Origin of the sequence: Providencia rettgeri (genome assembly GCF_001874625.1) — a bacterium.
GTDB classification, from domain to species: domain Bacteria; phylum Pseudomonadota; class Gammaproteobacteria; order Enterobacterales; family Enterobacteriaceae; genus Providencia; species Providencia huashanensis.
In genome coordinates this window covers 3,975,709-3,997,251 of the sequence record NZ_CP017671.1, presented here as the reverse complement: position 1 = coordinate 3,997,251, position 21,543 = coordinate 3,975,709, and the positions used below count along the sequence as shown (strand labels likewise).

The window sequence follows — 21,543 nt, the reverse complement described above, 5'->3', positions numbered from 1 at the left end:
TTAAAATCCTTCTACTAGCAAACGAATATTCTTTGAAATGACATCAAGTTGTTCATTGCTTACACTACGGATATCCGCTTCAACTTTTCCTTCATTAGCTTTGTATTCACGGAAATAAATGGCGGTATTCCCCTGTTTCAACTCAGCCATAATCTGATAGGTCGTTTTGCCAATAACATTTTCATCGAAGCTAATTTCAGTACGTGCAATATCGCGTCCTGCGCCATCCCATACCACTTGTGCAGAGATGCCGTTGATATCATTTAGGTCACTGATAAATTTACTCATTCGATTAACCATTTCAGCGCCAGTTTCTTTTGTGGCACTCAGATATTGTTCGATAGCAAGTGTGAGCCCTAAAATACCTTCTTTACCGACTTTCATTGCTCGGCCGATACCTTGGCTTTGGCGTTTAACCCACTCGATATATTGTTTTTTACCAATAACGAGACCGCTGGTTGGGCCTTCAATAGCTTTGGCACCACTGTAAATAACAATATCGCCACCAGTGTGATAATAAGCCGTTAATTCCTCTTCTGCCGCAGCATCAACAATCAGCGGTAGCTGGTGGTCATGAGCGACTTTGGCCGCTTGCTCCACAGTTAACATGCTTTTTTGTACGGTATGATGTGATTTGATATATAAGATGGCTGCGGTTTGAGGGGTGATTTTTGCCGCGAGTTGTGCAGCACTGCATTCATTAGCAAAACCAGCTTCAATGACTTTACCTCCGCCGAGTGTCACCATGGTGTCGACGGGGGCGCCAAAGTTAACATTATGGCCTTTAGGTAAAATAATTTCGCGAGGAACCACTTTGTCGGATGAATGCAGGTTGAGTAGTAAATCATCGTCGTCTTGCACGATCACCGCGGCAACAGCTTGGGCAATACCGGCAGATGCACAAGACACCACAACAGCAGCTTCAACATCTAATAAACTTGCAATGTATTCGCCTGTTTTATTGACTAAATCTTTAATTTCAAAATAGTGATTTAACCCATAAGCCACTCGCTCAACCACTTCAGGTGTTGGGGTCGATACACCAAGGGCGGTCATACGGCCAGAAGCATTAATAACGTGTTTTAACTGATATTTATCATAGATTGATTGCATGTTCAGATTCGCCTTCTGCATGAATAATATGTTTTCCACCGACAATTGCGGCAATAGGAACAAAGCGGTGAGTCCCTATGCGATGTTCACCTTCTGCATCAGTGAGTTCAGTCGGTTCTTCTTTTAAATCAAATAGCGTAATATCTGCATCGAAGCCCGGTTTTAGATAGCCTTTCGCTGGAAGTGACAGCAAGTCAGCAGCTTTTTCTGTGACACAACGTAAAACTTGCTCAGCACTAAAGCCCATGCAGAGGAATTTCGTCATTACAAAAGCAAGGCTATACACTGGCCCATTTACGCGGTTTCGGTGATAGATATCTGAACTGATGATGTCTGGATAAGTCCCAATACGCATGGCTTGCTCTGCAACTTTAAAGCTAAAGCTTTCGCCGCCATGACCAACGTCTAAAATAACACCACGCGCCAGTGCTCTGGCAATTGAGGGTTTTAGGTAGCCATCATCACCTAAAATTTTATTTGGCTTGCCATTAAAGCAGTGAGTAATGATATCCCCACGGGTGAGTAAATCGGCAACTTCATCAATATTTGGGGGGTTATTACCAATATGCACCATTAGCGGGAGATGATGTTTTTTCTGCATTTCTTTTGCTTTGATTAAAGGGGTAATTCCGTTTTCACCCACCACGCTTTTGCTCATACGCGCTTTCATACCAACAATGAAGCCATTATGGCGCTCAATGGCCTCTTGGAAGCAAGTTTCATTGATATTGTTCATATCTGACAGTTCATTTTGTGCAATGATGCCAATACGAGAGATATTCAATAAAGAAAAGACATTGGTTTTCGATTTTTGGGTGAGTTGATAAAATTTATCAACATCATCAGCGCCTACACTACCTGCATCAACCAGTGAGGTGACTCCACCCGCAGCACCTGCTAAGTCGGGGTCATCGAAGTAGATAGGCGATTCAACAAAACAATGTGCGTGAGAGTCGATCCACCCCGCACTTACATAGCATTTTCCTTTCAGGTCAATAACTTTGTCTGCTTGTTGATTGTTGGCCAGCTCTGGGCCTGCGGCGTCGATTTTTCCATCTTTGATAAGAATATCGATAATTGCACCATCGATACGTTTAGCTTGTTTGATGATTAGAGTGTACATAAGTTGCCTTCTTCATACTCGATGCTTGTCATACTCGTCATACTTCAAACCGCAGCGTTGTTGCCTGTTGTTTCACTACCCTAGTCACATACTGGTGTATGCTCCTAGGGATATCGTCGTTTGCTGCAATTTGAATTATTTAGAGTATGTCTAACTGTTTGTTCTAAATGATATAAACCGTAGCGTTTTCGTTAACCTATATTCCGAGAGAATGCGGATTAAGCGGCGATTGGGAAGAAATAACCGAATAACATCGCACCTAAAATTGCACCGCCTGCAACAGGTTTTTGCCATACATAGAAAACCAATGCGCCGATTAAAGAACCAATACCAATTGGGATGGATGCAGCCATTGCAGCAAGGATAATCAATGGCCCAAGGAATCGACCTGATGTGTTACCTGCACCCATCATGACATCAGCCCCGAAGGTTGAGTTGGCTTGGGCAATTGTGAATTTACGTGCAAATACGATTAACAGACCGATTAACACGCCAAGGAGTAAACCCGTAAGCAGTGACATCCAGAAGTTGGTCACTAAAATATCCCAGCCCGCGGCTAAGAATAGAGCAGGAACACCTAGACCAATCCCCGTTTGTAATGCGCCACCGATATCTAAGATACCGACTAATGAGCCTTCAATGATCCGAGCGAATAGGAAGCTAGCACCGAAAGCCGCTACTGCACCGTAAACACCAGTATCTAACCCTGCACGCAGCATGGCTACGAAGGCCACTTCGTTAAACGCTCCGAAGCCATAGACGACATACATGTGAGTACCTGCAAAGATCCCTGCGGATAACAGCCCAACAAAGATTGGGAAGGACCATTCAGCGTACCAAAAATCTTGTTTGTTAATTTCAGTTGTCATGATTATTTCCCGCTTAGCAGTCCGTGGACGTATTCAAGCCATAATGGTTTATCTAGGTTGAAGGAGGTGATCATCTTCAGGTCAAACTCACGGAAGAAACCACTTAATACAAACAACAACACGACAGTGATCATCATAGTACGAGTGATACGGTTCCAACCGTTGTCATCAACACCTTTACCAATCAAGATACCTAAAACTAAACCAGGGATAGCGTTACCCATAATTAACTGTGCGCAGCCTCCAAATAGGGTGGCCCAGAAACCGGAACGACGGCCCGCATCCATCGCAGCTAACCAGAAAATGACTGGCATTACGGTGTTGACGAGTAAGTTAGCGGCGGGGACTAATACATTGACCGCCGTGGTTTGTAATGCCGCTGGAACAGCAGAGGCGGTGGTATTTAAGAACGCAACCACGACCGCACCGATAATGGCACAAGCAATCGCCATTTTTTTCGGGTTATGCAGTGTGTCTGCTACGCTGCGGTTTTTGGTTAACAATGCGGCCGCGCCCCAGTTTGGGATGATGCGGTGGTCGACATCTTGGGTAAATGCACCAGCTGCAACAGATGAAGCCCATGCGTTAAAGAAGAACCCTAAGCCGAAAGAAAAGTGTGAAGCTGGGTCGCCTTCACAGGCGTTAAGTTCACCCAAAGTACGAAATGCCCCCATACCTTGTACGGTTGGTGCGTGGAACATCCGCGCTGCCCCGGCTCCTAAACCGAAGCCGCAGAGCCCACCGATAATTAGGGACATGCCCAATATTTCTAAAAAAGATGCAGTTTCACTCATGGAATTAACTCCAGACCTGATTGCTATTATTGTTCTGTAAATGGTATTTCGTTGACAGAAAGTAAGGTGACATCCAGCGAAACGTCGAGTACAACACGAAAATGTTCACGCTTGCGTGGCAAAAAGATAAAAAGAAACTTTTCTGTTCGCGATTGTGAGTGAGCACTAACAACCTCAACATCCTTTGGTTCTATCCGCAGGATGATATCTGTATTGTTTTTCAGTACGGTTTTTTGAATTGAATTTAAGGCGTCAGCAATGGCTTTTTGTTTGGTATCGCCTTGCCCTGTTACCCGTACAACCGTTTCGATAGATTTTTTCATTAAGCGTTGCCGTATTTTTTATTAAAAGCTTTAACTAAGCGCTCACCTAACTCTTCCTTGTCCATAAAACCAAAACCTAGCACGTTGCAACCATCCGCAATGGCGGTCTCTCCCTCTTCGATAGAACGCATCCCATAACGAGCTTTGTAACCATATTTAGTTTGAGCGGTAATAGCGCCTGCGCCGCCGCTACCACAAAAAGAGATACCTAAATCGGCTTGCTCTGCATTCATAACATCACCGAGTTTCATATCCGCAGCAACACCAGGAACGACAATGGCTTTACCACCCGCAGCTTCCACACCTGCAGCCACTTTTTGGCCTTTACCTAAGCGATCTCCGATAACAACAACCATCTGTTTCATAAAATATTCTCCAAATTCTACAATGTTAAAAATTAATCATTCGCGCGAGCGACTTCAAAGTGAACAGAGAGTAAATAGGTCTCTTCTTGTGCCAAGCCGGGTAACGTGTCGACAACGCGTTGTGCTAGTGCAATTGAATGTGCTGATATTTCGTCAAACAGGCTGATATCGATTTCTGGTAAGGCTTCACCCGTTTTTGCTCTTGCCACCATGGCTCGTAAGTGAGATTGCAACATTTGTTGTTGTACATCTGTAGTGTAGCAGTCCTCCTGCTTGAGCCAGTCAGTAATCACTGCCAGCAGTTTTTGTGTCACCTCATCGATATCGAGGTTATGTTCTAACATCTTAAAAACTACAACTGATTCACTCATAACTATTTAAAATCCAAAGTAATATTGCAAGTTAGACCACTCTGTTCCTTCATGCTTAATACCTTAATACGTCCATACTCATTTTTGCAGGCAATGAATTTCCACTTATAAGTGGAAATTATTTGGAAGTTAGAACTTACAAGAATGGTTCGTTTTTTAGACCATTTGGAAAATAAGTGGAAAAAAACGGATGTTTATCAACTATTGTTGAATAATTAAATTATGGGGTTTTCTTTAAAATTTTATATCTATCAAATAGATATGATTTTTTATAAACAAGTGGAAATGGAAAATAGAATCGGAGGGTAAAGTGGAAACTCTAAATGGAAGCCATCTAATGTATCTGATAATGACTTCCACTTAGCCATTTAGCGTGTAAAATCACCAGTTTTGGATAGGAAAACATTTGGTGGAGTTGTGGTTAGGATCACGTAAAAACCATCAATCATCATTTTTCCATTACTAAGTGGAAGTTGCTCTTAACCTAAAGAATTCGCGCTAGGCTATCTTTAGCGATCACTTGGAATTCATTAAAGTTTTTGACGCCTATTAGGCGGCGAGTGGTTTTTTCCTTCACAAAGGTGACGAATAAATCATAGATTGCCATGGCTTCTTCATAATCCGCTTTGCTGATAGCCAATAGAAAAATGACATAAGCGTTTTCTTTCGTTTCTTTATTCCATTCAATACCTTGTGGAGCAACGACAGTGGCAACGACGGTTTTATTCGCCAATAACCCTAATGAATGCGGCAGTGCAATCCCTTCCCCAAGTAACGTGGAAACAATGGATTCGCGTTCTTGCAAAGAAGGATAGAAATCTGAAGTGACATAACCTTCCCGTTGTAATTTATGGCACACGGTTTGAAATAACTCTGCTTGGCTAATTTTTTCGTTAACGACCATAAAAAAGCGTTCATCAAAGAAGCGTTCAATGATGTAGGGGCGTGTTTGGTCTACCATGGCAAGGCGGCCCACTTGCTCTAGCTGGTAAGGTGTAGGAAAAGGCGCGATTTTGATGACGGGTTTATTTTTTTCCGAAACACGAACTGTAGTAATGACAAAATCTTCCGTAACTTCATTTAGCGATTCATATTCTTGCAGTGTTAAGCCCCGACTAAATTTAAGTTGTGGAAATTCACGCATAATTTTTGATTCAACGACTCGGAAGGTTGAGTTCCCTGCATCAGTGACTACGAGTACCTCGGTCTGGCGAATTGAACCTGCACCGTAATTTCGCTCAAGGCTAACCCCAATATGTACGGCTAAATAACCTAATTCGTCTTCGTTAATAGGGTGGGGAAGTAATTGCTTACTTGCACTCGTTAAAGCACTTAAGGTGACATCGTAAGCAAAAGGATAATATTGTTTAATATCAGAGAGTAATGGATTTGGCGTAGAAATATGGTATTGCAGGCGGGTGATTAGCGCAGCAAGATGAGTGTTGAGGTCTTTTTTAAGTTTTTCATCATTACGCAAATCGTAGTTATATAACTCGTTGATATAGCTTAAAATATATTCGGATAATTCATTGTGGCTCCCTACTTTTTGGCTGCTCGGGTCTTGATTGCTAATGCGTTGAGCTATGATTTGATCGTGTAGGTAACTGAGCTCAGCCCCTGAAAGGTCATTGCCAAGAAAGTAAATTAGGCCTTTCGATATTTCATCACATGCCTTGCGGATCACTTCTTCGCTATCATCATTTTTTACCGTTGTCGTTAGTTCATGGCCGCGAGTAATACGCAAAATAGTTACAGCACAATTAAAAACAAGGTACAAATGGCCTTCATTGCTAATACGAATATCGAACCGATTCATACTGTTATGTAGGACTTTGTCAATATATGTTAGGTCTAAATTATCAAGGCAATCAGGGCGGAAAGACGTTAAGTCTGGGGTTAACTGTGCGGAATATCGGCGCCATAACGTTTCGGTCATGCAAGCACGAACGGCCCATTCACTACCATTTAACCGAATACCTTGATGGGGAATACTTTCTAATGAAATTTGATATTTATGTAATTGTTCCCTGACCGCTCCCATGTCTTGCTGTAAAGTACCTCGACTGATAAACCATTCTTCAGCGATATCATCAAGCTTTACTGGCAGGGATTGCATTAGTAATTTGAGAAGCAAGGCGTCAATGCGTTCTTTGCTCGTACGAGGAATGCTATTTTCCTCTTCAGTTTGCTTGGTGAAAGTGGCAAACAGGGCTTCATCCTCAATTTTTAACCGATAACCATGACCACGTTCATACACAATGTGTGCGCTATATTCCTGAATCAATTCATTGATTTCATTGATATCTGAACGAATGGTTCGTGTTGAAACTGAGCAAAGTTTTGCTAGCTCATCTTGAGGAACGACCTCATTGAGTATTTGTGCAAAAATTTGGTTGTGTCGCTGTTGCGTAAATAGGGCCACTAAAACACCTTTAAAATCAAAATCAAAAAGTATTTGAGTTAGAAAAGAACGTATTTTCTTTCTCTCTAATGGCAGGACTCTATCATAAGGGTGTCAATATGTAGGACATGTAAATGATTAAATTTGCGAATCCGTTCGCAAATTTAATCATGATATTGAAAAAAATTGAGTCTTAAAGGAAAGAATATGATGTTGAGATAGCTATAAAAAACGGTTTAGCTTTGGTCGCCGAGGTCAATCAATAACCCTCGAAAATATTTATCTGCTGTAATAACGATTTCATTATCATTTTGGATAAAAACGCCATCATTACAGCCCATAATTAAACTCTCACCTTGCTGACTGCGTATAGTTGCGCCGCCATGTATGGATTGCAGGAATGCATTGTTACCTTTTAATGTCATGGAAGCTGATTCTTGGGGCTCCAGATGGATATGGTTTATCCAAATTTGTTGACGTAATTGAATGCTTTGATTTTGACCATCAGGTGACGCAATGAGCTTGTTTTCATCCTGTTGAATCGCTATTTTTTGTAACGGAAGCGATTCTTGTTGCGGGCAAGCATTTAACCAAAGCTGTAAGCGAGTTAATGGTGTTTGTGGGCAAATGTTTTGCTCGCTATAGCTGAGGTCTGAACGGGGTGAGAAACGCACACATTCCCCTTCACTGGCTTGTATTGTATTACCTTGACTATCACGGTATTGCGCATGCCCTTTAAGAATAATGTTTAATATATCAACATGAGGGTACATTCTAGGTTGTAAGGCGTTTTGTGGCGCAATAACTTCTTGATTTAACACTCGTAGGGTTTTAAAACCCATAAAGTCAGGGTCAAAGTAGTGGCCAAATGAGAAGGCGTAACGCGCTTGTAGCCAACCATAGTCTGCTTTTCCACAATGGTTAGCGGGTCTAAGTGTCATCATAATGGTTACCCCTCAGCTAAAATTAATAAATTAATACTATATTGTTATAATAAATAGCTGGACGTTGAATTGTTAGCCAGTTAATCTGTTTCCTTTATTCAAATTTCCTGAAAGAGATACGTCATGAGTAAAGAGAGAGCATTAACGCTTGAATCATTAAGGGTGATGGATGCAATCGACCGGCGTGGTAGCTTTGCAGCAGCGGCAGAAGAGTTAGGTCGAGTACCTTCCGCGCTTAGTTATACCATGCAAAAATTAGAAGAAGAGCTCGATGTCATTTTATTCGACCGTTCAGGACATAGAACCAAATTTACCAATGTCGGTAGAATGTTGCTGGATAGAGGACGGATTCTACTTGAGGCGGCCGATAAATTGACTTCGGATGCTGAGGCCTTAGCAAAAGGGTGGGAAACACACCTGACAATAGTGTGTGAAGCATTAATTCCAGCTCAGTCATTATTTCCTCTGGTTGAACGTTTGGCTGAGAAATCAGAAACACAATTATCATTAATTACTGAGGTGTTAGCAGGGGCATGGGAACGCCTTGAAAGTGGTAAAGCGGATATTGTGATTGCCCCTGATATGCATTTTCGTTCTTCATCTGAAATTAACTCGAAATCGTTATATACCATTAACCATATTTATGTTGCGAGCCCTGACCATCCTATTCATCAAGAACCCGAGCCGCTTTCAGATGCGGTACGAGTGAAATATCGAGGGATCGCGGTTGCAGATACTGCGCGAGAACGCCCAGTGATCACCGTACAATTATTGGATAAACAGCAGCGATTAACAGTATCGACAATTGAAGATAAACGAAATGCATTGTTGGCAGGGTTAGGGGTGGCAACTATGCCATATCCAATGGTTGAACAAGATATTCGAGAAGGGCGCTTAAAAGTTGTCGGGGCTGAATTTAGTCATGAGACGAATATTATTATGGCGTGGCGCAGAGATAGTATGGGGGAGGCTAAGTCGTGGTGTCTCCGAGAAATCCCCAAATTATTTAGGGTGTAAACTCGTTATATTTTGAGCCGTAGGGGTGTTGGTTTCATTGAGTCACCCGAGTCACATACTTATGTATGCTCACGGGATGACTCAATTTGCTGCCTACCGAGGACACCTCACTAAGTGATTTTCTCTTCACTGATTCAATACCTTTATTTTAGATAAAAAAATACCTCCCGAAGGAGGTATAAATTGGACAAAAAAATCAAATAAATTCACAAGGGTGATAATGAAATCGGAGTTACCATTTTTTATTTAATAAATGGTCGATACTAAATTTACCCGGACCAGTGACTGCTAACAGTAAGAAGCCGCCCGCAATCGTGAAGTTCTTCATAAACATTAGGCTGTTTGGTGCAACACTAAAGTCAATGTGGAACAGCAATGCTGTTAGTACAGTAAAGCCTGCTGTAAACAAGGCAACAGTTCTGGTTAAGAAACCAAATAGGATTGCTAAGCCGCCGCCAAATTCTAATAAAATGGTTAAAGGTAATAAAAACCCAGGGACGCCCATTGCTTGCATATATTGTTGTGTTCCTGCATAAGCATCACCTAGTTTCCCGTACCCAGCGACAATAAATAGGATTGGCATCATGATACGAGCCAATAATATCGCACCATTTTCTAAATTTTTCATCGAGACTCTCCAGACTAATAAGCTATTAAATTTTATTAAATTGCGATATATGTCGCTTTGTAGTGTTGTTTTCAGCACTAATAGGTAAGAAAACATTTGATGCACTTATAGTAGTGATTTATTTATTCAATAAAAAGCAAAGCTTATTAACAAACAAGTACAAAAAAATTGAATGATAAATAAATTGTTGGAGTTGATTTCAGGAAAGGGGGTTTTTATTAACCTATAGCGATTAATTGATTTCAAAATAGAGGATTATTTTTTACTTGCGTTGAGGGTGCTTTGTACTGTTCGAGCCAAACTCCAAATTGTGAGTGCTTTTTTACCTAACCGTAAAAGTTTTTGAGGCTTTTTCAATGAGTAGATTGACAGTATTCCTGTTGCGGCAATAAACAGAGGGCGGAAGGTAATAAAAAATTTCCATGTGCGGTCGTAGCGTTCAGTGGTTTGTAGCCAATCTTTAGAAGAAGCAGCAAGGTCACTCCGTTGCTGCTCAATCCTTTTGATTAACATTTGTTTTTTGGTGGCTAATAATTGGCGCTTATTTCTGCTCATTATCCTTTCCCGCTAAAGCATTAGCATCTTGGCTTAACTGCTCTCGAGTAGAACCCAATAACGTTGATTGCTTCGCTTTTTTTAATGCCCAAAGGGCAAAAATAATAGCGAGTATGATCAGACTCCCTGTTGTCATTGCCAGTGCTTGATAGCGATAGACGGGGTCGACTGACCAAAAGATTAAACCGATTAAACACATCAAACCAAAAGCAGTAAATAGGAGAGCTAGCCCAACTAACAGTAATAGTTGAATAAAGTTGATTTTCTCCTCTTCAAGCTCAACGGCAATAAGCTGAAGACGAGTTTCAACAACATTCACAGTGATACTTGCGATACGTTGCAATATTTCAAGGACCCCTTTCCCGGGGCCCTGACGTTGTTGGTTTTGTTCCATATACGATTAACGTTTAGCGAGTAATACGCCAAGAACAACCCCGACGGCTGCACCAATACCGATGCCTGTCCACGGGTTTTCCTTCACATAGTTATCCGCTCGTCCCGCGATTTCCTTGGTTTGTTCTGTGATCCGCTCAGTGGTTTGGCTGAGTTTAGCGCGTGATGAACACAATGCATCTTTTGCCTTGGATTTTAGGCTTTCAATCTCTTCTTTCGATTTTTCACCGGTATCATTGAGTACCGCTTCCAGAGAATCTGCTAAAGCCCGTAATTCCGCACGTAAGTCTTCTGATGAATGGTTAGCTGACATGTACAACCTCCTGTTAATAGAAAAATCGTAATTGCTGTATTAACAATAGCTTTTTTTGTACTAAGTGCAATGGATTATTTAGGCCAAGTGTATGTAACAAAGGAAAATTTACATAATGAAATGATTAAGAATAGTTTTTTATCAAGGAGTTAAGGAGGTAACTCTTTGATAAATTAACAGAGGGTAAATAAAAGTAAAACTAAAAATATGGGGGCTAATAGACCCCCATCGTAGATTTAGTTTGCTTTTTTGCTTGAGAGTTTTTTCTTTACAACAACAGCAATACTACCGATTAAACCTATAATCAGCAGACCCACAGGGATTAACATCAACACATTCATAATATGATGTTCATACTGCAGGAAAATAGGGCTTTTACCAAACCCATAGCCAATAGCGGTTAAAATCAGAACCCATAGTAGACCACTTAGCCAGTTAAAGACTTGGAAACGGCCATTCTGCAAACCTGCAAGGCCCGCGATGGTGGGTAATAATGTTCTGACGAAGGCTAAAAAACGGCCAACTAATAATGCAGCGAGGCCATGGCGATGGAAAAGCCCATATGCGCGCTGGTGGTAGTGTTCTGGTAAATGTGCAAGCCACCCTTTAACTAAGCGTGTATTCCCTAACCATCGCCCTTGTATATAACCAACCCAGCAGCCTAAGCTTGCCCCGGCAGTTAAAATTGCGATCGTCAGTGGATAACTTAGCGTACCTTTAGCGATGAGCACACCGACTAGAATCAATAAGCTATCGCCAGGTAAAAAAGCCGCAGGCAAAACCCCGTTTTCAAGAAACAAGATAGCGAACAGCATGAAGTAAATCGACCAGACTAACGCGGGGTTAGACAGGGTGACATAATCTTGGTGCCAAAGGGCAAAAAAAAGTTCTTTAACTAATTCCATTAATGTTTCCTAAACGGCAATAACAGCAACAAACTTGTTGTTGGGCAGGGAGAAATGGATTAAGTGAATGCCAAAGTGAAAGTGTTGTTTCCTCAGGCTGTTAGTGTAAAGCACGCTCACTTTAACAAAACAGAAAATAACTAAACAGTAAATTTTAAGCTTATTTTTAGAATTCATTTAAGTTTTGGCTTATTTTTACAATTTATCGCTCATTGTATACAGGTTTAAAGTGCTTAAAACCCGCTTTTAACCTATTATTTAGATGATAAATGTGAAATATGATTGTTCTTTCATTTTTTAATGTGAAAAAAGAGTGATAAAACCCTCGTTGCTAATTATTGCATTTTAAGATTATTTACCGTATCTTATCGCCATAGCAAAGGGGAGTAACTTCTTCTTGTCGGTTTATCGTCATTACGGTGTACAAATTACACCCGGTAGCCGAGCACCACAGTTTCCTAATCTCAGGTAATTTGTGTTGTAAGTGAGACCTTGCCAGAAGGCGAGGTTTGCTCATAATTTACAACCAATAGATAACTCCTTGAGGTTAAACAATTTTAAGCGGCTGATGTCTTCTGGATATCAGCCGTTTTTTGTTTTTTAAGGGATAGGAAAATGCATTCAGTCGGTAACCCTGTTTTATGGGGTAGTTTTGCAGTTATTATTTTACTCATGTTACTTATCGATTTGTTTTGGCAGGGAAAACATAAAGGCCAAGCCATGTCGATGAAGCAAGCGGCTGCTTGGAGTATTGTATGGGTGACACTTTCATTACTCTTTGCCGCAGGGTTTTGGTGGTATCTTAATGATAACGTGGGGCGTGAGTTTGCTGATAACCAAACTATCGCATTTTTAACCGGTTATTTATTAGAAAAAGCATTAGCGATAGATAATGTATTTGTCTGGTTAATGCTCTTTAGTTATTTTGCTATTCCAGCAAATTTACAACGTCGTGTCCTTGTGTACGGTGTACTGGGTGCCATCGTATTGCGTACGATTATGATTTTTGCTGGTAGTTGGTTAGTTACGCAATTTAGCTGGATTTTATATGTATTTGGCCTGTTTTTATTATTTACCGGGCTTAAAATGGCATTTGCTAAAGAGGACGATTCCCCTATTACGGATAAACCTCTGGTCAAATGGGTGCGCTCACATTTACGTATGACCGATGAATTACATGGGGAAAAATTCTTTATTAAAAAGAATGGGATATTGTTCGCAACCCCATTAATTTTAGTGCTAATTTTAGTTGAAATTAGTGATGTGATATTTGCGGTTGATAGCATACCCGCTATTTTTGCGGTAACAACTGACCCGTTCATTGTCTTAACATCGAACCTATTTGCTATTTTAGGGCTACGTGCGATGTACTTTTTATTAGCTGGTGTGGCAGAAAAGTTCTCAATGCTCAAATACGGTTTAGCGGTCATTTTAAGCTTTATCGGTATAAAAATGCTGTTAATTGATATTTTTCATATTCCAACGGCTATTTCTCTTGGGGTTATTGCGTCCATACTAGTTATAACGTTAATTATTAATACAATTGTTAATAAACGAAACGAAGCCAAAAGTTAATTTAGTGGTTTTAGTTGAAGCCTCCGCTGGAAAGTCGGGGGCTTTTTTTGTTTTAACCTTCTGAAAGTATTCACTCATTTTAAAATTCTCTATTCTACTTTAAGAAACAAAACTCTATTGAGATCACAGATGTGTAAAATGTTTGTTAAATAAAGTCAATCATTGTGTATATTTTGAATAATTGCCTTTTCAGGCGACTATTATTCCTTATACTTGCTGTGCAAACACATTTAATTCCTAATAAAGATAACTAATATAGGTCTACTATGGATACAAATAAAACAGGGTTATGGCGAGTAATTAGCCAAGGTAGTCTAGTCAAGCAGATACTGGTTGGTTTGATCGCAGGTATCTTACTGGCATGGTTATGGCCTTCAGCGGCGAAAAATGTTGCCCTACTAGGCGACCTATTTGTTAGCGCGTTGAAAGCAGTCGCTCCCGTGTTGGTCTGGGTATTAGTCATGTCGTCAATTGCGAATCATCGTCAAGGGCAAAAAACCAATATAAAACCGATACTGGTTCTGTATATCTTGGGGACTTTTTTTGCCGCGGTTGTCGCAGTCATTGGTTCTTTCATTTTCCCATCTAACTTAGTTTTAGTGGTGGGAGACTCTCAATTAAACCCCCCAAGTAATATTGCTGAAGTTTTAAAAGGCTTACTGATCAATATCTTTGCTAACCCTATCGATGCATTAATTAAAGGTAACTATGTTGGTATTTTGGCATGGGCGATTGGGCTTGGTATTGCATTGCGTCATGCCAACGATACAACAAAGAATTTAGTGCATGATTTCTCTAATGCGGTGACTCAGTTAGTACGCGTTGTGATCCGTTTAGCACCAGTGGGGATTTTTGGTTTGGTCGCTTCTACCATCGCAACAACTGGTTTTGAAACCTTAAAAGGTTATATCCATGTCCTAGCGGTATTAGTTGGTTGTATGTTAGTTGTGGCACTTGTTGTTAACCCATTGATTGTTTATTGGAAAATTAGGCGTAATCCATTCCCCTTGGTATTTGCCTGCCTGCGTGAAAGTGGTGTAACTGCCTTCTTTACGCGTAGTTCTGCGGCCAATATACCTGTTAATATGGCAATGTGTCGCCGTATGAACCTTCACGAAGATACCTATTCTGTTTCGATCCCATTAGGTGCAACCATTAATATGGCGGGTGCTGCAGTGACAATCACTGTATTGACTTTAGCCGCTGTACATACACTCGGTATCCCTGTTGATATTCCAACAGCTCTGTTGCTAAGTGTTGTTGCTGCTGTCTGTGCTTGCGGTGCTTCTGGGGTTGCTGGCGGGTCGTTATTGCTTATCCCATTAGCATGTAACATGTTTGGGATTTCGAATGAAGTTGCCATGCAAGTCGTTGCTGTTGGTGTGATGATTGGGGTATTGCAAGACTCAGTGGAAACGGGGCTTAACTCTTCAACTGATGTCCTTTTCACAGCTGCAGTCTGCTTAGCCGAAGATGATAGACTGGCAAATTCAGAAGCGCAGTTATCTCATCGTGATTAAGTGTTCCTGAATTTAGATAAATAGGGTAGAGGCTGCGAAAGCAAACTCTACCCTTATTGTTTTAACAGCTTATAGATTTAAAACTCATTACGTAGACGACGGTAGCCTTCAACAAGTTGAATGTTCGTAGTTGCGACCTCTTCAGAGAATTGCAATGAAGCGTGATCAACTTGGTTGAATGCCGATAAATCACTGTATGCGTTCACATGTATGCATGACGGAATATATAAACCATCCGGCAGTGTTAAGCCATCGACGACTGCGTTATAGCGGATCACACTGTTTTTACCAATTTTGCAGTTAAATAAAACGCTATTAAAGCCAATAAACACGCGCTCAGCAATTTCACAAGGGCCATGGACAATTGCTCGGTGCGCAATCGATGTGTGTGAGCCAATTTGTACACCCGCGCCACTTTTTGAGTGAATTACCACCCCATCTTGAATATTTGAGTGTGAGCCGATCACGATGGGGGACATATCTGCATTTTCATTGAGTTCATCAGCACGGATCACGGCATATGGACCAACGTAAACATAATCTTCAATAATCACTTTACCGCAGATAATGGCGGTAGGGTCAATATATGCTTTTTCCGATACAACAGGCGAGTGCCCCGATGGGTTTTTACGCAACATACAGACTCCGTTTCCATTGTGTGTGGGCAATCGCATTATGGGCATGTAAGCTTTCTTGGTGATCAATGTGGATCGTCGCTTCGTCAAATTGGCATTGATGGCGAAAGGCATTCACTAGTTTACGAGCGGCATCTTCACAAAACATCAAGTTCTGCCCATTAACAATAGCAAAAGCTTGTTCATCTTTACGTTTCACCACCGTTTGTACTGGGGTGGAAAGAATATTTTCGATTTGGTTGATTAACTCAATAATAGGAAGCTCTTTATAAGTTGTTTTTAGCTTGATGGTTACCCATGCCCAACTGCGTTGACTGTGTGGTATTGCTGGGACCCCTTGTTTAATCAACCAATCAAGGACTTGAGATTGAGTTAATGTTTGTTCTGTATCATCAAAATCAATCGCAAACTGTTGTTGCATAACTTGGCTGCTGAGTGCGGCAGAGCTTGGGCAAGTTGATGAATAGGGGACTCCGACTTTCAAATAAAGGGATAGTGACTTATCAAATGATGCTGAAATTTCAAACGGATAGGCTTTCCAACCAAATTGAGCTGATACTAACGAACGGCGCGATAATAAAATATCACCATAAAATCGGATATGAGCCTTCGATGAAATAGTTTGATGCGACAATAATACTTGTTCTAATGTTTGCTTTATTAAATCTGGCGTCAGTTCATTTTGTGTTAGGCCATCCAATATTTGATAGAGACGAGACATGTGGACCCCTTTTTGCCCTTGTAGATCAACGCCAATATCGATAGTCGCATTAACTGGGCGGCTTTCAATTTCAATGGGCAAAGCAATCCCTGTCATTCCAACCCAGTCAAGCTTGATATTACTGTGAGTGTCATTTTGTGCTTGTGCGTCAGGCAAAACAGAAGAGAGTAATTCAGTTGAAAGTGTCATAAAGCCTCAAATTATCCATGAAATAATGAGATGTTATAACATAACAGTTTGAATTATTAAAGTCAGATAAGAGTAGATAGTCAGGTTGAGCTTAAAGTTGGGGCACAGAAAAGCCCCTTAAGCTAATGGCTTAGCACAAGGGGGAAGAAGTTAAAGTTGGTAAGCTATTTTCATGCCTTGCTCGATGGCTCGGCGTGCATCGAGTTCTGCTGCTATATCTGCACCACCAATAACATGCGCATTAATGCCGAGTTTTGCTAACTGTATTTTCAACGGGCGATAAGGTTCTTGCCCTGCGCAAAGAATGACATTATCAACGGGAAGGCACTGTATTTTATCTTGATAACGAATATGTAGCCCGTTGTCATCAACTCGCATGTATTCAACGCCATTCAACATTTTTACACCGCGCTTCATAAGAGACAAACGATGTACCCAACCAGTTGTTTTCCCTAAATTAGCGCCAACTTTACTATTTTTACGTTGCAATAAATAGAGGTGACGAGCAGGCTCTATTGGCCGTTTTTGTGGAGGGTATATACCACCTTTAGAGTGAATTGAAGTATCAATATTCCATTCTTCGTTAAATAACGAAGTATCTAAACTGCTACTTTTTCCTGTTTGGGTTAATAGCTCTGCGACATCAAAACCAATCCCCCCAGCACCAATGATAGCGACATTTTTCCCTACAGGGCGTTGTTGGGTAATAACATCTATATAGGAAATGACCTTATGATGGTCTATCCCCTCAAGCTGAATTTGGCGTGGTACAACACCCGTTGCAATAATCACATCATCAAAGCCTGACAAGTTGTCTACATCGGCTTGCTGTTCAAGGCGTACATCCACATTCAATAATTGTAGCTGTCGGCAAAAATAACGGATCGTTTCATGGAATTCTTCTTTACCGGGAATTTGCTTTGCGAGGTTAAATTGCCCACCAATATGATTAGATTTTTCAAATAGGGTGACTCGATGCCCACGTTTAGCGGCATAAATAGCACAAGAAAGCCCTGCGGGGCCTGCACCGACTATTGCCACTGATTTGCTAATCGTGGCTTTTTCGTTAGGATAATCAAACTCCCTGACGGCTTGAGGGTTAACTAGGCAACTGGCTAATTTTCCGCTAAAAATGAGGTCTAGACAGGCTTGATTACAGCCAATGCAGGTGTTTATTTCATCTGCTCGGTTTTCCGCAGCTTTGCGAACAAATGACTCGTCAGCAAGAAAAGGGCGAGCCATGGAAACCATATCCGCTTGTTGATTAGCGATAATTTGCTCAGCTACATATGGGTCATTGATACGGTTAGTTGTGATCAATGGAATATTAACTTTACCCATTAACTTTTGAGTAACCCAGCTAAATGCACTGCGAGGGACTTGAGTTGCAATTGTGGGAACTCTGGCCTCATGCCAACCAATCCCTGTATTAATTAAGCTCGCGCCGGCAAGCTCAATTTGTTTTGCTAGTAACTCTATTTCTTCCCAAGTGGAGCCATCCTCGACGAGATCAAGCATGGAAAGCCGGTAAATAATAATAAAATTATCCCCAACGGCTTCTCGTACTTGACGAACAATTTCAATGGGAAAACGAATGCGGTTTGCATAGCTTCCTCCCCACTCATCGTCCCTATGGTTAGTGCGCTTGGTAATAAACTGGTTGATTAAGTAACCTTCAGAACCCATGATTTCAACACCATCATATCCCGCTCGTTGGGCTAATTTTGCAGTAGTGACAAAATCTTGTATGGTTTTTTTTACTTCATCAGATGTCAGTGCTTTAGGGGGAAATGGAATAATTTCAGCTTGAATAGCACTGGGGGCAACTAATGCGGGGTGCAAGCCATAACGGCCTGCATGTAGGATTTGTAAAGCAATTTTTCCGCCTGCTTGATGAACTTCGTTTGTAATATGCTGATGGAAGGGGAGCTGCTCTTGGTTATTGAGTACAGCCCCATGAGCAGTTAGTGCCCCTTCTGGGCTTGGCGCTATTCCCCCAGTAATAATAAGACTGACCCCATTTTCTGCACGTAAACGATAAAAATGTGCGAGTCTTTCACTTCCTTCAGGATGCTCTTCGAGCCCAGTATGCATTGAGCCCATTAATATTCTATTTTTTAGAACGGTATGGCCTAAATCTAGAGGGGTAAAAAGGTGTGGAAAATTGCTCATTATTATACTCCCATTTCGGGCTCTATTAACAGGTCAGATGAGTTAACTGTAGCCTAATGGGATGATGAATTGGTAATAATGTTAATTTTTTGTGATTTTTATCATGACTTTTAATTAAAAGTGCGGAGTTAATCTAAATATAGCGGAGAAATTTATTATTTTGTCATAAAAATAAATTATCAATAACATTCAAATTAATATTCACGCACAATCAACATTTACTTGTCAGGAACTCACAGCCTATGAAAGAAATTTGCCAAACTATCACTTTAGAAGGTTCACACGTTCGCTTGGAGTTTTTATCTCATCAATACGATCAAGCGTTGTCTGCTATGATCCAAAAGGATGGGCTACATAAGTTATGGTATACCTCTGTCCCTGAACCTGAAAATGTCGCTAAAGATGTGGATAACCGTCTTAAGCGGTTTCAACAAAAAGAAATGTTGCCTTTTGTTGTTATTGATAAAAAAACAGGTAATGCAGTTGGTATGACTTCCTATCTGCGTATTGATAGTGTGGTTAGGCGAGTTGAAATTGGCGCGACATGGTACGGTAAAGAAGTGCAGCGTACAGCGATTAATACTGAGGCTAAATACCTGTTATTACAGTATGCTTTTGAACAATTAAATTGTGTTGCTGTGGAGTTAAGAACGCACTTTTTAAATCAACAAAGTCGCAGAGCGATTGAACGTCTGGGAGCAAAACTTGATGGGGTCCTCAGAAACCATATGCTCACTCGTACAGGGGAACTGCGTGATAGCTGTATTTACAGCATTATTGAGTCAGAATGGCCCGCGATAAAACGGCATTTAGAGTGGCAAATGGTCAAGCCCCGTTAACGATTGCCATTAAATCGGCCAAAAAGCCCACCACTGTGTTTTGGGGTGGGCTAAATAGGCTTATAAATATTCGTGCATTGGTTTGGTCATATAGACGTTATTTGGCATTTTTTCCGTCGTAGTATATCCCGCAGGGCTATTAATCAGTGCAGGGATGCGGTTGACTAAATTGGCACAAGTTAACTCAACTGTCGCTGGGTTATTTACTTCAATAGACGTATCTGGCTCACCAATTAATTGCCAGCTATTTTTATCACATTCATCAGCGGTCAAAATTTTACCAATACATTCTGTTTCGAGGGTAACGCCTTCTGCTGTTTCGGTGATCACAACAGCTGATAAACCGAGTACATCCCCTTTTTTGACAGTCATTTTTAAGGTGTCTGAATAGGTATCTTGTTTGGCGATTTGTGGAACACAGCGCTGAATTTGGCTTGTAATGGTTAACCCTAGGCGGCTACATAACCAACCATTTTGCGTCCACATGTACGGAGGTGCATATTCACCGCTTTCAATTTTTTGTGAGATAACGTCGTATGGTAAATCATTGTAGTTACCGATTTGTTGATTAAATTCATTAACAGTTAACCCTGCGCCATGACCAACAGCTAAGGCAATACCGTAATCTTCAACGTTATAGCAACTAGAGCCTTTAACTTTTACTAATTTATGCATTGAACCTGCTAAGGTGTCGATCAACACTCCCCAATACATATCTGGGTAGCCACTCCCTGCTAAGGTACAATTATTTTCTTTGGCCAATGTATCAAGCTTTTGGGTTATTTCTGGTGATGAATTCCAAGGGTAAAGCGCTTCCTCTCCAGTTGAAATTGCATTAACACCGTGGCGGGCAAATAAGGAAAATGCATCTTCTAAATCAGCCATCGTGCTCAGTGTGGCAATGATCCCAACATCAGGTTTTAAGGTTTCGAGTGTTTTATCTGCTTCATGGAGTGCTTGGACTTTGACTCCAGTTAGTGTGGTTCCTGCAATTTCGCCTATATCTTTGCCGATTACAGCTTCATTGATATCAAAAGCTGCCACAACTTCAGCGCCATGTTCTTGTAAGTAACGGATTAGGTATTTACCCATTTTTCCGCAACCATATTGAACTGCACGTACTTTTTTCATCATTTTTGTCCTATCAGCGAATTATCTATAAATCATATTGTGAGATCTTGATGAGAAAATTGTTGTTCTATATCAAATGATTGGGGGAAGAATGTTTAATAAGCCTGATTGTGTTTATGCTGTGGTTTATATTTTTAATTTGATATAGATTGATTTTTAATGTCATGGATACTATGAGCATTGGTTGAATTAAAAATGACAAAAATAAACGAGGCTTTATGGCAAGTATGAAAGAATGATAGTTTTTGGTGATGCTATCACTTTGAATTATAAGTGATGCGATTGATTTGAACACAATTTCGCCATACAGTTTTGAAACACTAGACCTAAGAGAAAACTGCACGTATAATCCTTTCCACTTTGGCCCCTTAGCTCAGTTGGTTAGAGCAGTCGACTCATAATCGATTGGTCACTGGTTCAAGTCCAGTAGGGGCCACCAAATTTATTAAGGAGTTAGGTGTTAATCATCTAACTCCTTTTTGTTTTTACTTGATTTTGGGTCAGAATGACTCAAGTTATCTAATTCAATACATCCACGCTGACTTCTTCAGTAGACATAATCCGATCCGTTTCGTCTTCCCTAGAAATTACCAGAACGCCAGTCTTATTTTTGGATAGGTTGACTATACCTGTATTATGATCCAAAT

At 40.9% G+C, this 21,543-nt stretch carries 22 protein-coding genes and 1 tRNA gene; 5 read left to right on the top strand and 18 right to left on the bottom strand.

Going from position 1 to position 21,543, the window contains the following annotated elements; translation table 11 throughout:
* The 9 genes from RB151_RS18480 to RB151_RS18440 form a co-directional block, all read right to left on the bottom strand.
* A complete protein-coding gene (locus RB151_RS18480) occupies window positions 1-1,113 on the bottom strand; it encodes a DgaE family pyridoxal phosphate-dependent ammonia lyase (protein WP_042846190.1) in 1,113 nt (370 codons plus the stop codon).
* A complete protein-coding gene (locus RB151_RS18475) occupies window positions 1,097-2,236 on the bottom strand; it encodes an amidohydrolase/deacetylase family metallohydrolase (RefSeq protein WP_042846189.1) in 1,140 nt (379 codons plus the stop codon). Before RB151_RS18475 ends, RB151_RS18480 begins: the two co-directional genes overlap by 17 nt.
* Before the next feature lie 218 nt (window positions 2,237-2,454).
* Window positions 2,455-3,105 carry a DUF4310 family protein gene (locus tag RB151_RS18470; protein WP_042846188.1) on the bottom strand — a complete coding sequence of 217 codons (651 nt, stop codon included), beginning with the start codon at window positions 3,103-3,105 and terminating at the stop codon, window positions 2,455-2,457.
* 2 nt (window positions 3,106-3,107) lie between these two features.
* A complete protein-coding gene (locus RB151_RS18465) occupies window positions 3,108-3,899 on the bottom strand; it encodes a DUF4311 domain-containing protein (protein WP_042846187.1) in 792 nt (263 codons plus the stop codon).
* Between the two features lie 26 nt (window positions 3,900-3,925).
* Entirely contained in the window at window positions 3,926-4,222 is a 297-nt protein-coding gene (locus RB151_RS18460) for a DUF4312 family protein (protein ID WP_042846186.1), read from the bottom strand.
* Complete coding sequence (locus RB151_RS18455; protein ID WP_042846184.1) at window positions 4,222-4,587, bottom strand: SFCGS family glycine-rich protein; 366 nt, start codon at window positions 4,585-4,587, stop codon at window positions 4,222-4,224. Before RB151_RS18455 ends, RB151_RS18460 begins: the two co-directional genes overlap by 1 nt.
* A 32-nt stretch (window positions 4,588-4,619) precedes the next feature.
* Window positions 4,620-4,958, bottom strand: coding sequence for a transcriptional antiterminator (locus RB151_RS18450; protein WP_042846182.1), 339 nt, complete (start codon window positions 4,956-4,958; stop codon window positions 4,620-4,622).
* Window positions 4,959-5,442: 484 nt separating this feature from the next.
* Window positions 5,443-7,380, bottom strand: coding sequence for a BglG family transcription antiterminator (locus RB151_RS18445; protein ID WP_042846181.1), 1,938 nt, complete (start codon window positions 7,378-7,380; stop codon window positions 5,443-5,445).
* 215 nt (window positions 7,381-7,595) lie between these two features.
* Window positions 7,596-8,303, bottom strand: a complete 708-nt coding sequence (locus tag RB151_RS18440; RefSeq protein ID WP_071548610.1) for a pirin family protein — start codon at window positions 8,301-8,303, stop codon at window positions 7,596-7,598.
* A 123-nt stretch (window positions 8,304-8,426) separates the two neighbouring features.
* Between RB151_RS18440 and RB151_RS18435 the strand changes: the two genes are divergently transcribed.
* Window positions 8,427-9,320 (top strand): LysR family transcriptional regulator, encoded by an 894-nt coding sequence (locus tag RB151_RS18435; protein ID WP_042846177.1) that lies wholly within the window; start codon window positions 8,427-8,429, stop codon window positions 9,318-9,320.
* Window positions 9,321-9,552: 232 nt separating this feature from the next.
* Here RB151_RS18435 and RB151_RS18430 read toward each other — a convergent pair whose 3' ends face one another.
* The 5 genes from RB151_RS18430 to RB151_RS18410 form a co-directional block, all read right to left on the bottom strand.
* Window positions 9,553-9,948, bottom strand: a complete 396-nt coding sequence (locus tag RB151_RS18430; protein ID WP_042846175.1) for a DoxX family protein — start codon at window positions 9,946-9,948, stop codon at window positions 9,553-9,555.
* Between the two features lie 255 nt (window positions 9,949-10,203).
* Window positions 10,204-10,503, bottom strand: a complete 300-nt coding sequence (locus RB151_RS18425) for a YqjK-like family protein (RefSeq protein ID WP_042846174.1) — start codon at window positions 10,501-10,503, stop codon at window positions 10,204-10,206.
* Window positions 10,490-10,897, bottom strand: a complete 408-nt coding sequence (locus RB151_RS18420; protein ID WP_042846173.1) for a phage holin family protein — start codon at window positions 10,895-10,897, stop codon at window positions 10,490-10,492. The genes RB151_RS18425 and RB151_RS18420 overlap by 14 nt, the downstream gene beginning before the upstream one ends.
* Before the next feature lie 6 nt (window positions 10,898-10,903).
* The gene (locus tag RB151_RS18415; RefSeq protein WP_042846171.1) at window positions 10,904-11,209 is read right to left on the bottom strand and encodes a DUF883 family protein; all 306 of its coding nucleotides are present in this window, start codon (window positions 11,207-11,209) and stop codon (window positions 10,904-10,906) included.
* A gap of 236 nt (window positions 11,210-11,445) precedes the next feature.
* Window positions 11,446-12,114 carry a DedA family protein gene (locus tag RB151_RS18410; RefSeq protein ID WP_042846170.1) on the bottom strand — a complete coding sequence of 223 codons (669 nt, stop codon included), beginning with the start codon at window positions 12,112-12,114 and terminating at the stop codon, window positions 11,446-11,448.
* 615 nt (window positions 12,115-12,729) lie between these two features.
* Between RB151_RS18410 and RB151_RS18400 the strand changes: the two genes are divergently transcribed.
* Both RB151_RS18400 and sstT read left to right on the top strand, forming a co-directional pair.
* Complete coding sequence (locus tag RB151_RS18400) at window positions 12,730-13,689, top strand: TerC family protein (protein ID WP_042846168.1); 960 nt, start codon at window positions 12,730-12,732, stop codon at window positions 13,687-13,689.
* Between the two features lie 266 nt (window positions 13,690-13,955).
* A complete protein-coding gene (sstT, locus tag RB151_RS18395) occupies window positions 13,956-15,209 on the top strand; it encodes a serine/threonine transporter SstT (RefSeq protein WP_048606197.1) in 1,254 nt (417 codons plus the stop codon).
* Window positions 15,210-15,286: 77 nt separating this feature from the next.
* Here sstT and RB151_RS18390 read toward each other — a convergent pair whose 3' ends face one another.
* The 3 genes from RB151_RS18390 to RB151_RS18380 all read right to left on the bottom strand — a co-directional run bounded on the left by RB151_RS18390 (window position 15,287) and on the right by RB151_RS18380 (window position 18,926).
* Window positions 15,287-15,847 carry a carbonate dehydratase gene (locus RB151_RS18390; RefSeq protein ID WP_042846165.1) on the bottom strand — a complete coding sequence of 187 codons (561 nt, stop codon included), beginning with the start codon at window positions 15,845-15,847 and terminating at the stop codon, window positions 15,287-15,289.
* A complete protein-coding gene (folE2, locus tag RB151_RS18385; RefSeq protein ID WP_071548608.1) occupies window positions 15,837-16,754 on the bottom strand; it encodes a GTP cyclohydrolase FolE2 in 918 nt (305 codons plus the stop codon). Before folE2 ends, RB151_RS18390 begins: the two co-directional genes overlap by 11 nt.
* A gap of 150 nt (window positions 16,755-16,904) precedes the next feature.
* Complete coding sequence (locus RB151_RS18380; protein ID WP_042846162.1) at window positions 16,905-18,926, bottom strand: NADPH-dependent 2,4-dienoyl-CoA reductase; 2,022 nt, start codon at window positions 18,924-18,926, stop codon at window positions 16,905-16,907.
* Between the two features lie 242 nt (window positions 18,927-19,168).
* Here RB151_RS18380 and RB151_RS18375 point away from each other — a divergent pair, with 242 nt between their 5' ends.
* Window positions 19,169-19,765: a GNAT family N-acetyltransferase gene (locus RB151_RS18375; protein ID WP_042846161.1), complete on the top strand. Its 597-nt coding sequence runs from the start codon at window positions 19,169-19,171 to the stop codon at window positions 19,763-19,765.
* Between the two features lie 60 nt (window positions 19,766-19,825).
* Here the strand turns inward: RB151_RS18375 and RB151_RS18370 are convergent, their stop codons facing one another.
* The gene (locus RB151_RS18370) at window positions 19,826-20,899 is read right to left on the bottom strand and encodes a dihydrodipicolinate reductase (RefSeq protein ID WP_071548607.1); all 1,074 of its coding nucleotides are present in this window, start codon (window positions 20,897-20,899) and stop codon (window positions 19,826-19,828) included.
* Between the two features lie 359 nt (window positions 20,900-21,258).
* On the opposite strand from RB151_RS18370, the gene RB151_RS18365 reads away from it, so the two are divergent.
* Window positions 21,259-21,335, top strand: a tRNA-Ile gene (locus RB151_RS18365).
* Window positions 21,336-21,543 lie beyond the last annotated feature (208 nt).

Coding starts and splice junctions, on each gene's coding strand:
- RB151_RS18480 (WP_042846190.1), bottom strand. CDS start 1,113: ATGCAATCAATCTATGATAAATATCAGTTAAAACACGTTATTAATGCT.
- RB151_RS18475 (WP_042846189.1), bottom strand. CDS start 2,236: ATGTACACTCTAATCATCAAACAAGCTAAACGTATCGATGGTGCAATT.
- RB151_RS18470 (WP_042846188.1), bottom strand. CDS start 3,105: ATGACAACTGAAATTAACAAACAAGATTTTTGGTACGCTGAATGGTCC.
- RB151_RS18465 (WP_042846187.1), bottom strand. CDS start 3,899: ATGAGTGAAACTGCATCTTTTTTAGAAATATTGGGCATGTCCCTAATT.
- RB151_RS18460 (WP_042846186.1), bottom strand. CDS start 4,222: ATGAAAAAATCTATCGAAACGGTTGTACGGGTAACAGGGCAAGGCGAT.
- RB151_RS18455 (WP_042846184.1), bottom strand. CDS start 4,587: ATGAAACAGATGGTTGTTGTTATCGGAGATCGCTTAGGTAAAGGCCAA.
- RB151_RS18450 (WP_042846182.1), bottom strand. CDS start 4,958: ATGAGTGAATCAGTTGTAGTTTTTAAGATGTTAGAACATAACCTCGAT.
- RB151_RS18440 (WP_071548610.1), bottom strand. CDS start 8,303: ATGATGACACTTAGACCCGCTAACCATTGTGGAAAAGCAGACTATGGT.
- RB151_RS18435 (WP_042846177.1), top strand. CDS start 8,427: ATGAGTAAAGAGAGAGCATTAACGCTTGAATCATTAAGGGTGATGGAT.
- RB151_RS18430 (WP_042846175.1), bottom strand. CDS start 9,948: ATGAAAAATTTAGAAAATGGTGCGATATTATTGGCTCGTATCATGATG.
- RB151_RS18425 (WP_042846174.1), bottom strand. CDS start 10,503: ATGAGCAGAAATAAGCGCCAATTATTAGCCACCAAAAAACAAATGTTA.
- RB151_RS18420 (WP_042846173.1), bottom strand. CDS start 10,897: ATGGAACAAAACCAACAACGTCAGGGCCCCGGGAAAGGGGTCCTTGAA.
- RB151_RS18415 (WP_042846171.1), bottom strand. CDS start 11,209: ATGTCAGCTAACCATTCATCAGAAGACTTACGTGCGGAATTACGGGCT.
- RB151_RS18410 (WP_042846170.1), bottom strand. CDS start 12,114: ATGGAATTAGTTAAAGAACTTTTTTTTGCCCTTTGGCACCAAGATTAT.
- RB151_RS18400 (WP_042846168.1), top strand. CDS start 12,730: ATGCATTCAGTCGGTAACCCTGTTTTATGGGGTAGTTTTGCAGTTATT.
- sstT (WP_048606197.1), top strand. CDS start 13,956: ATGGATACAAATAAAACAGGGTTATGGCGAGTAATTAGCCAAGGTAGT.
- RB151_RS18390 (WP_042846165.1), bottom strand. CDS start 15,847: ATGTTGCGTAAAAACCCATCGGGGCACTCGCCTGTTGTATCGGAAAAA.
- folE2 (WP_071548608.1), bottom strand. CDS start 16,754: ATGACACTTTCAACTGAATTACTCTCTTCTGTTTTGCCTGACGCACAA.
- RB151_RS18380 (WP_042846162.1), bottom strand. CDS start 18,926: ATGAGCAATTTTCCACACCTTTTTACCCCTCTAGATTTAGGCCATACC.
- RB151_RS18375 (WP_042846161.1), top strand. CDS start 19,169: ATGAAAGAAATTTGCCAAACTATCACTTTAGAAGGTTCACACGTTCGC.
- RB151_RS18370 (WP_071548607.1), bottom strand. CDS start 20,899: ATGATGAAAAAAGTACGTGCAGTTCAATATGGTTGCGGAAAAATGGGT.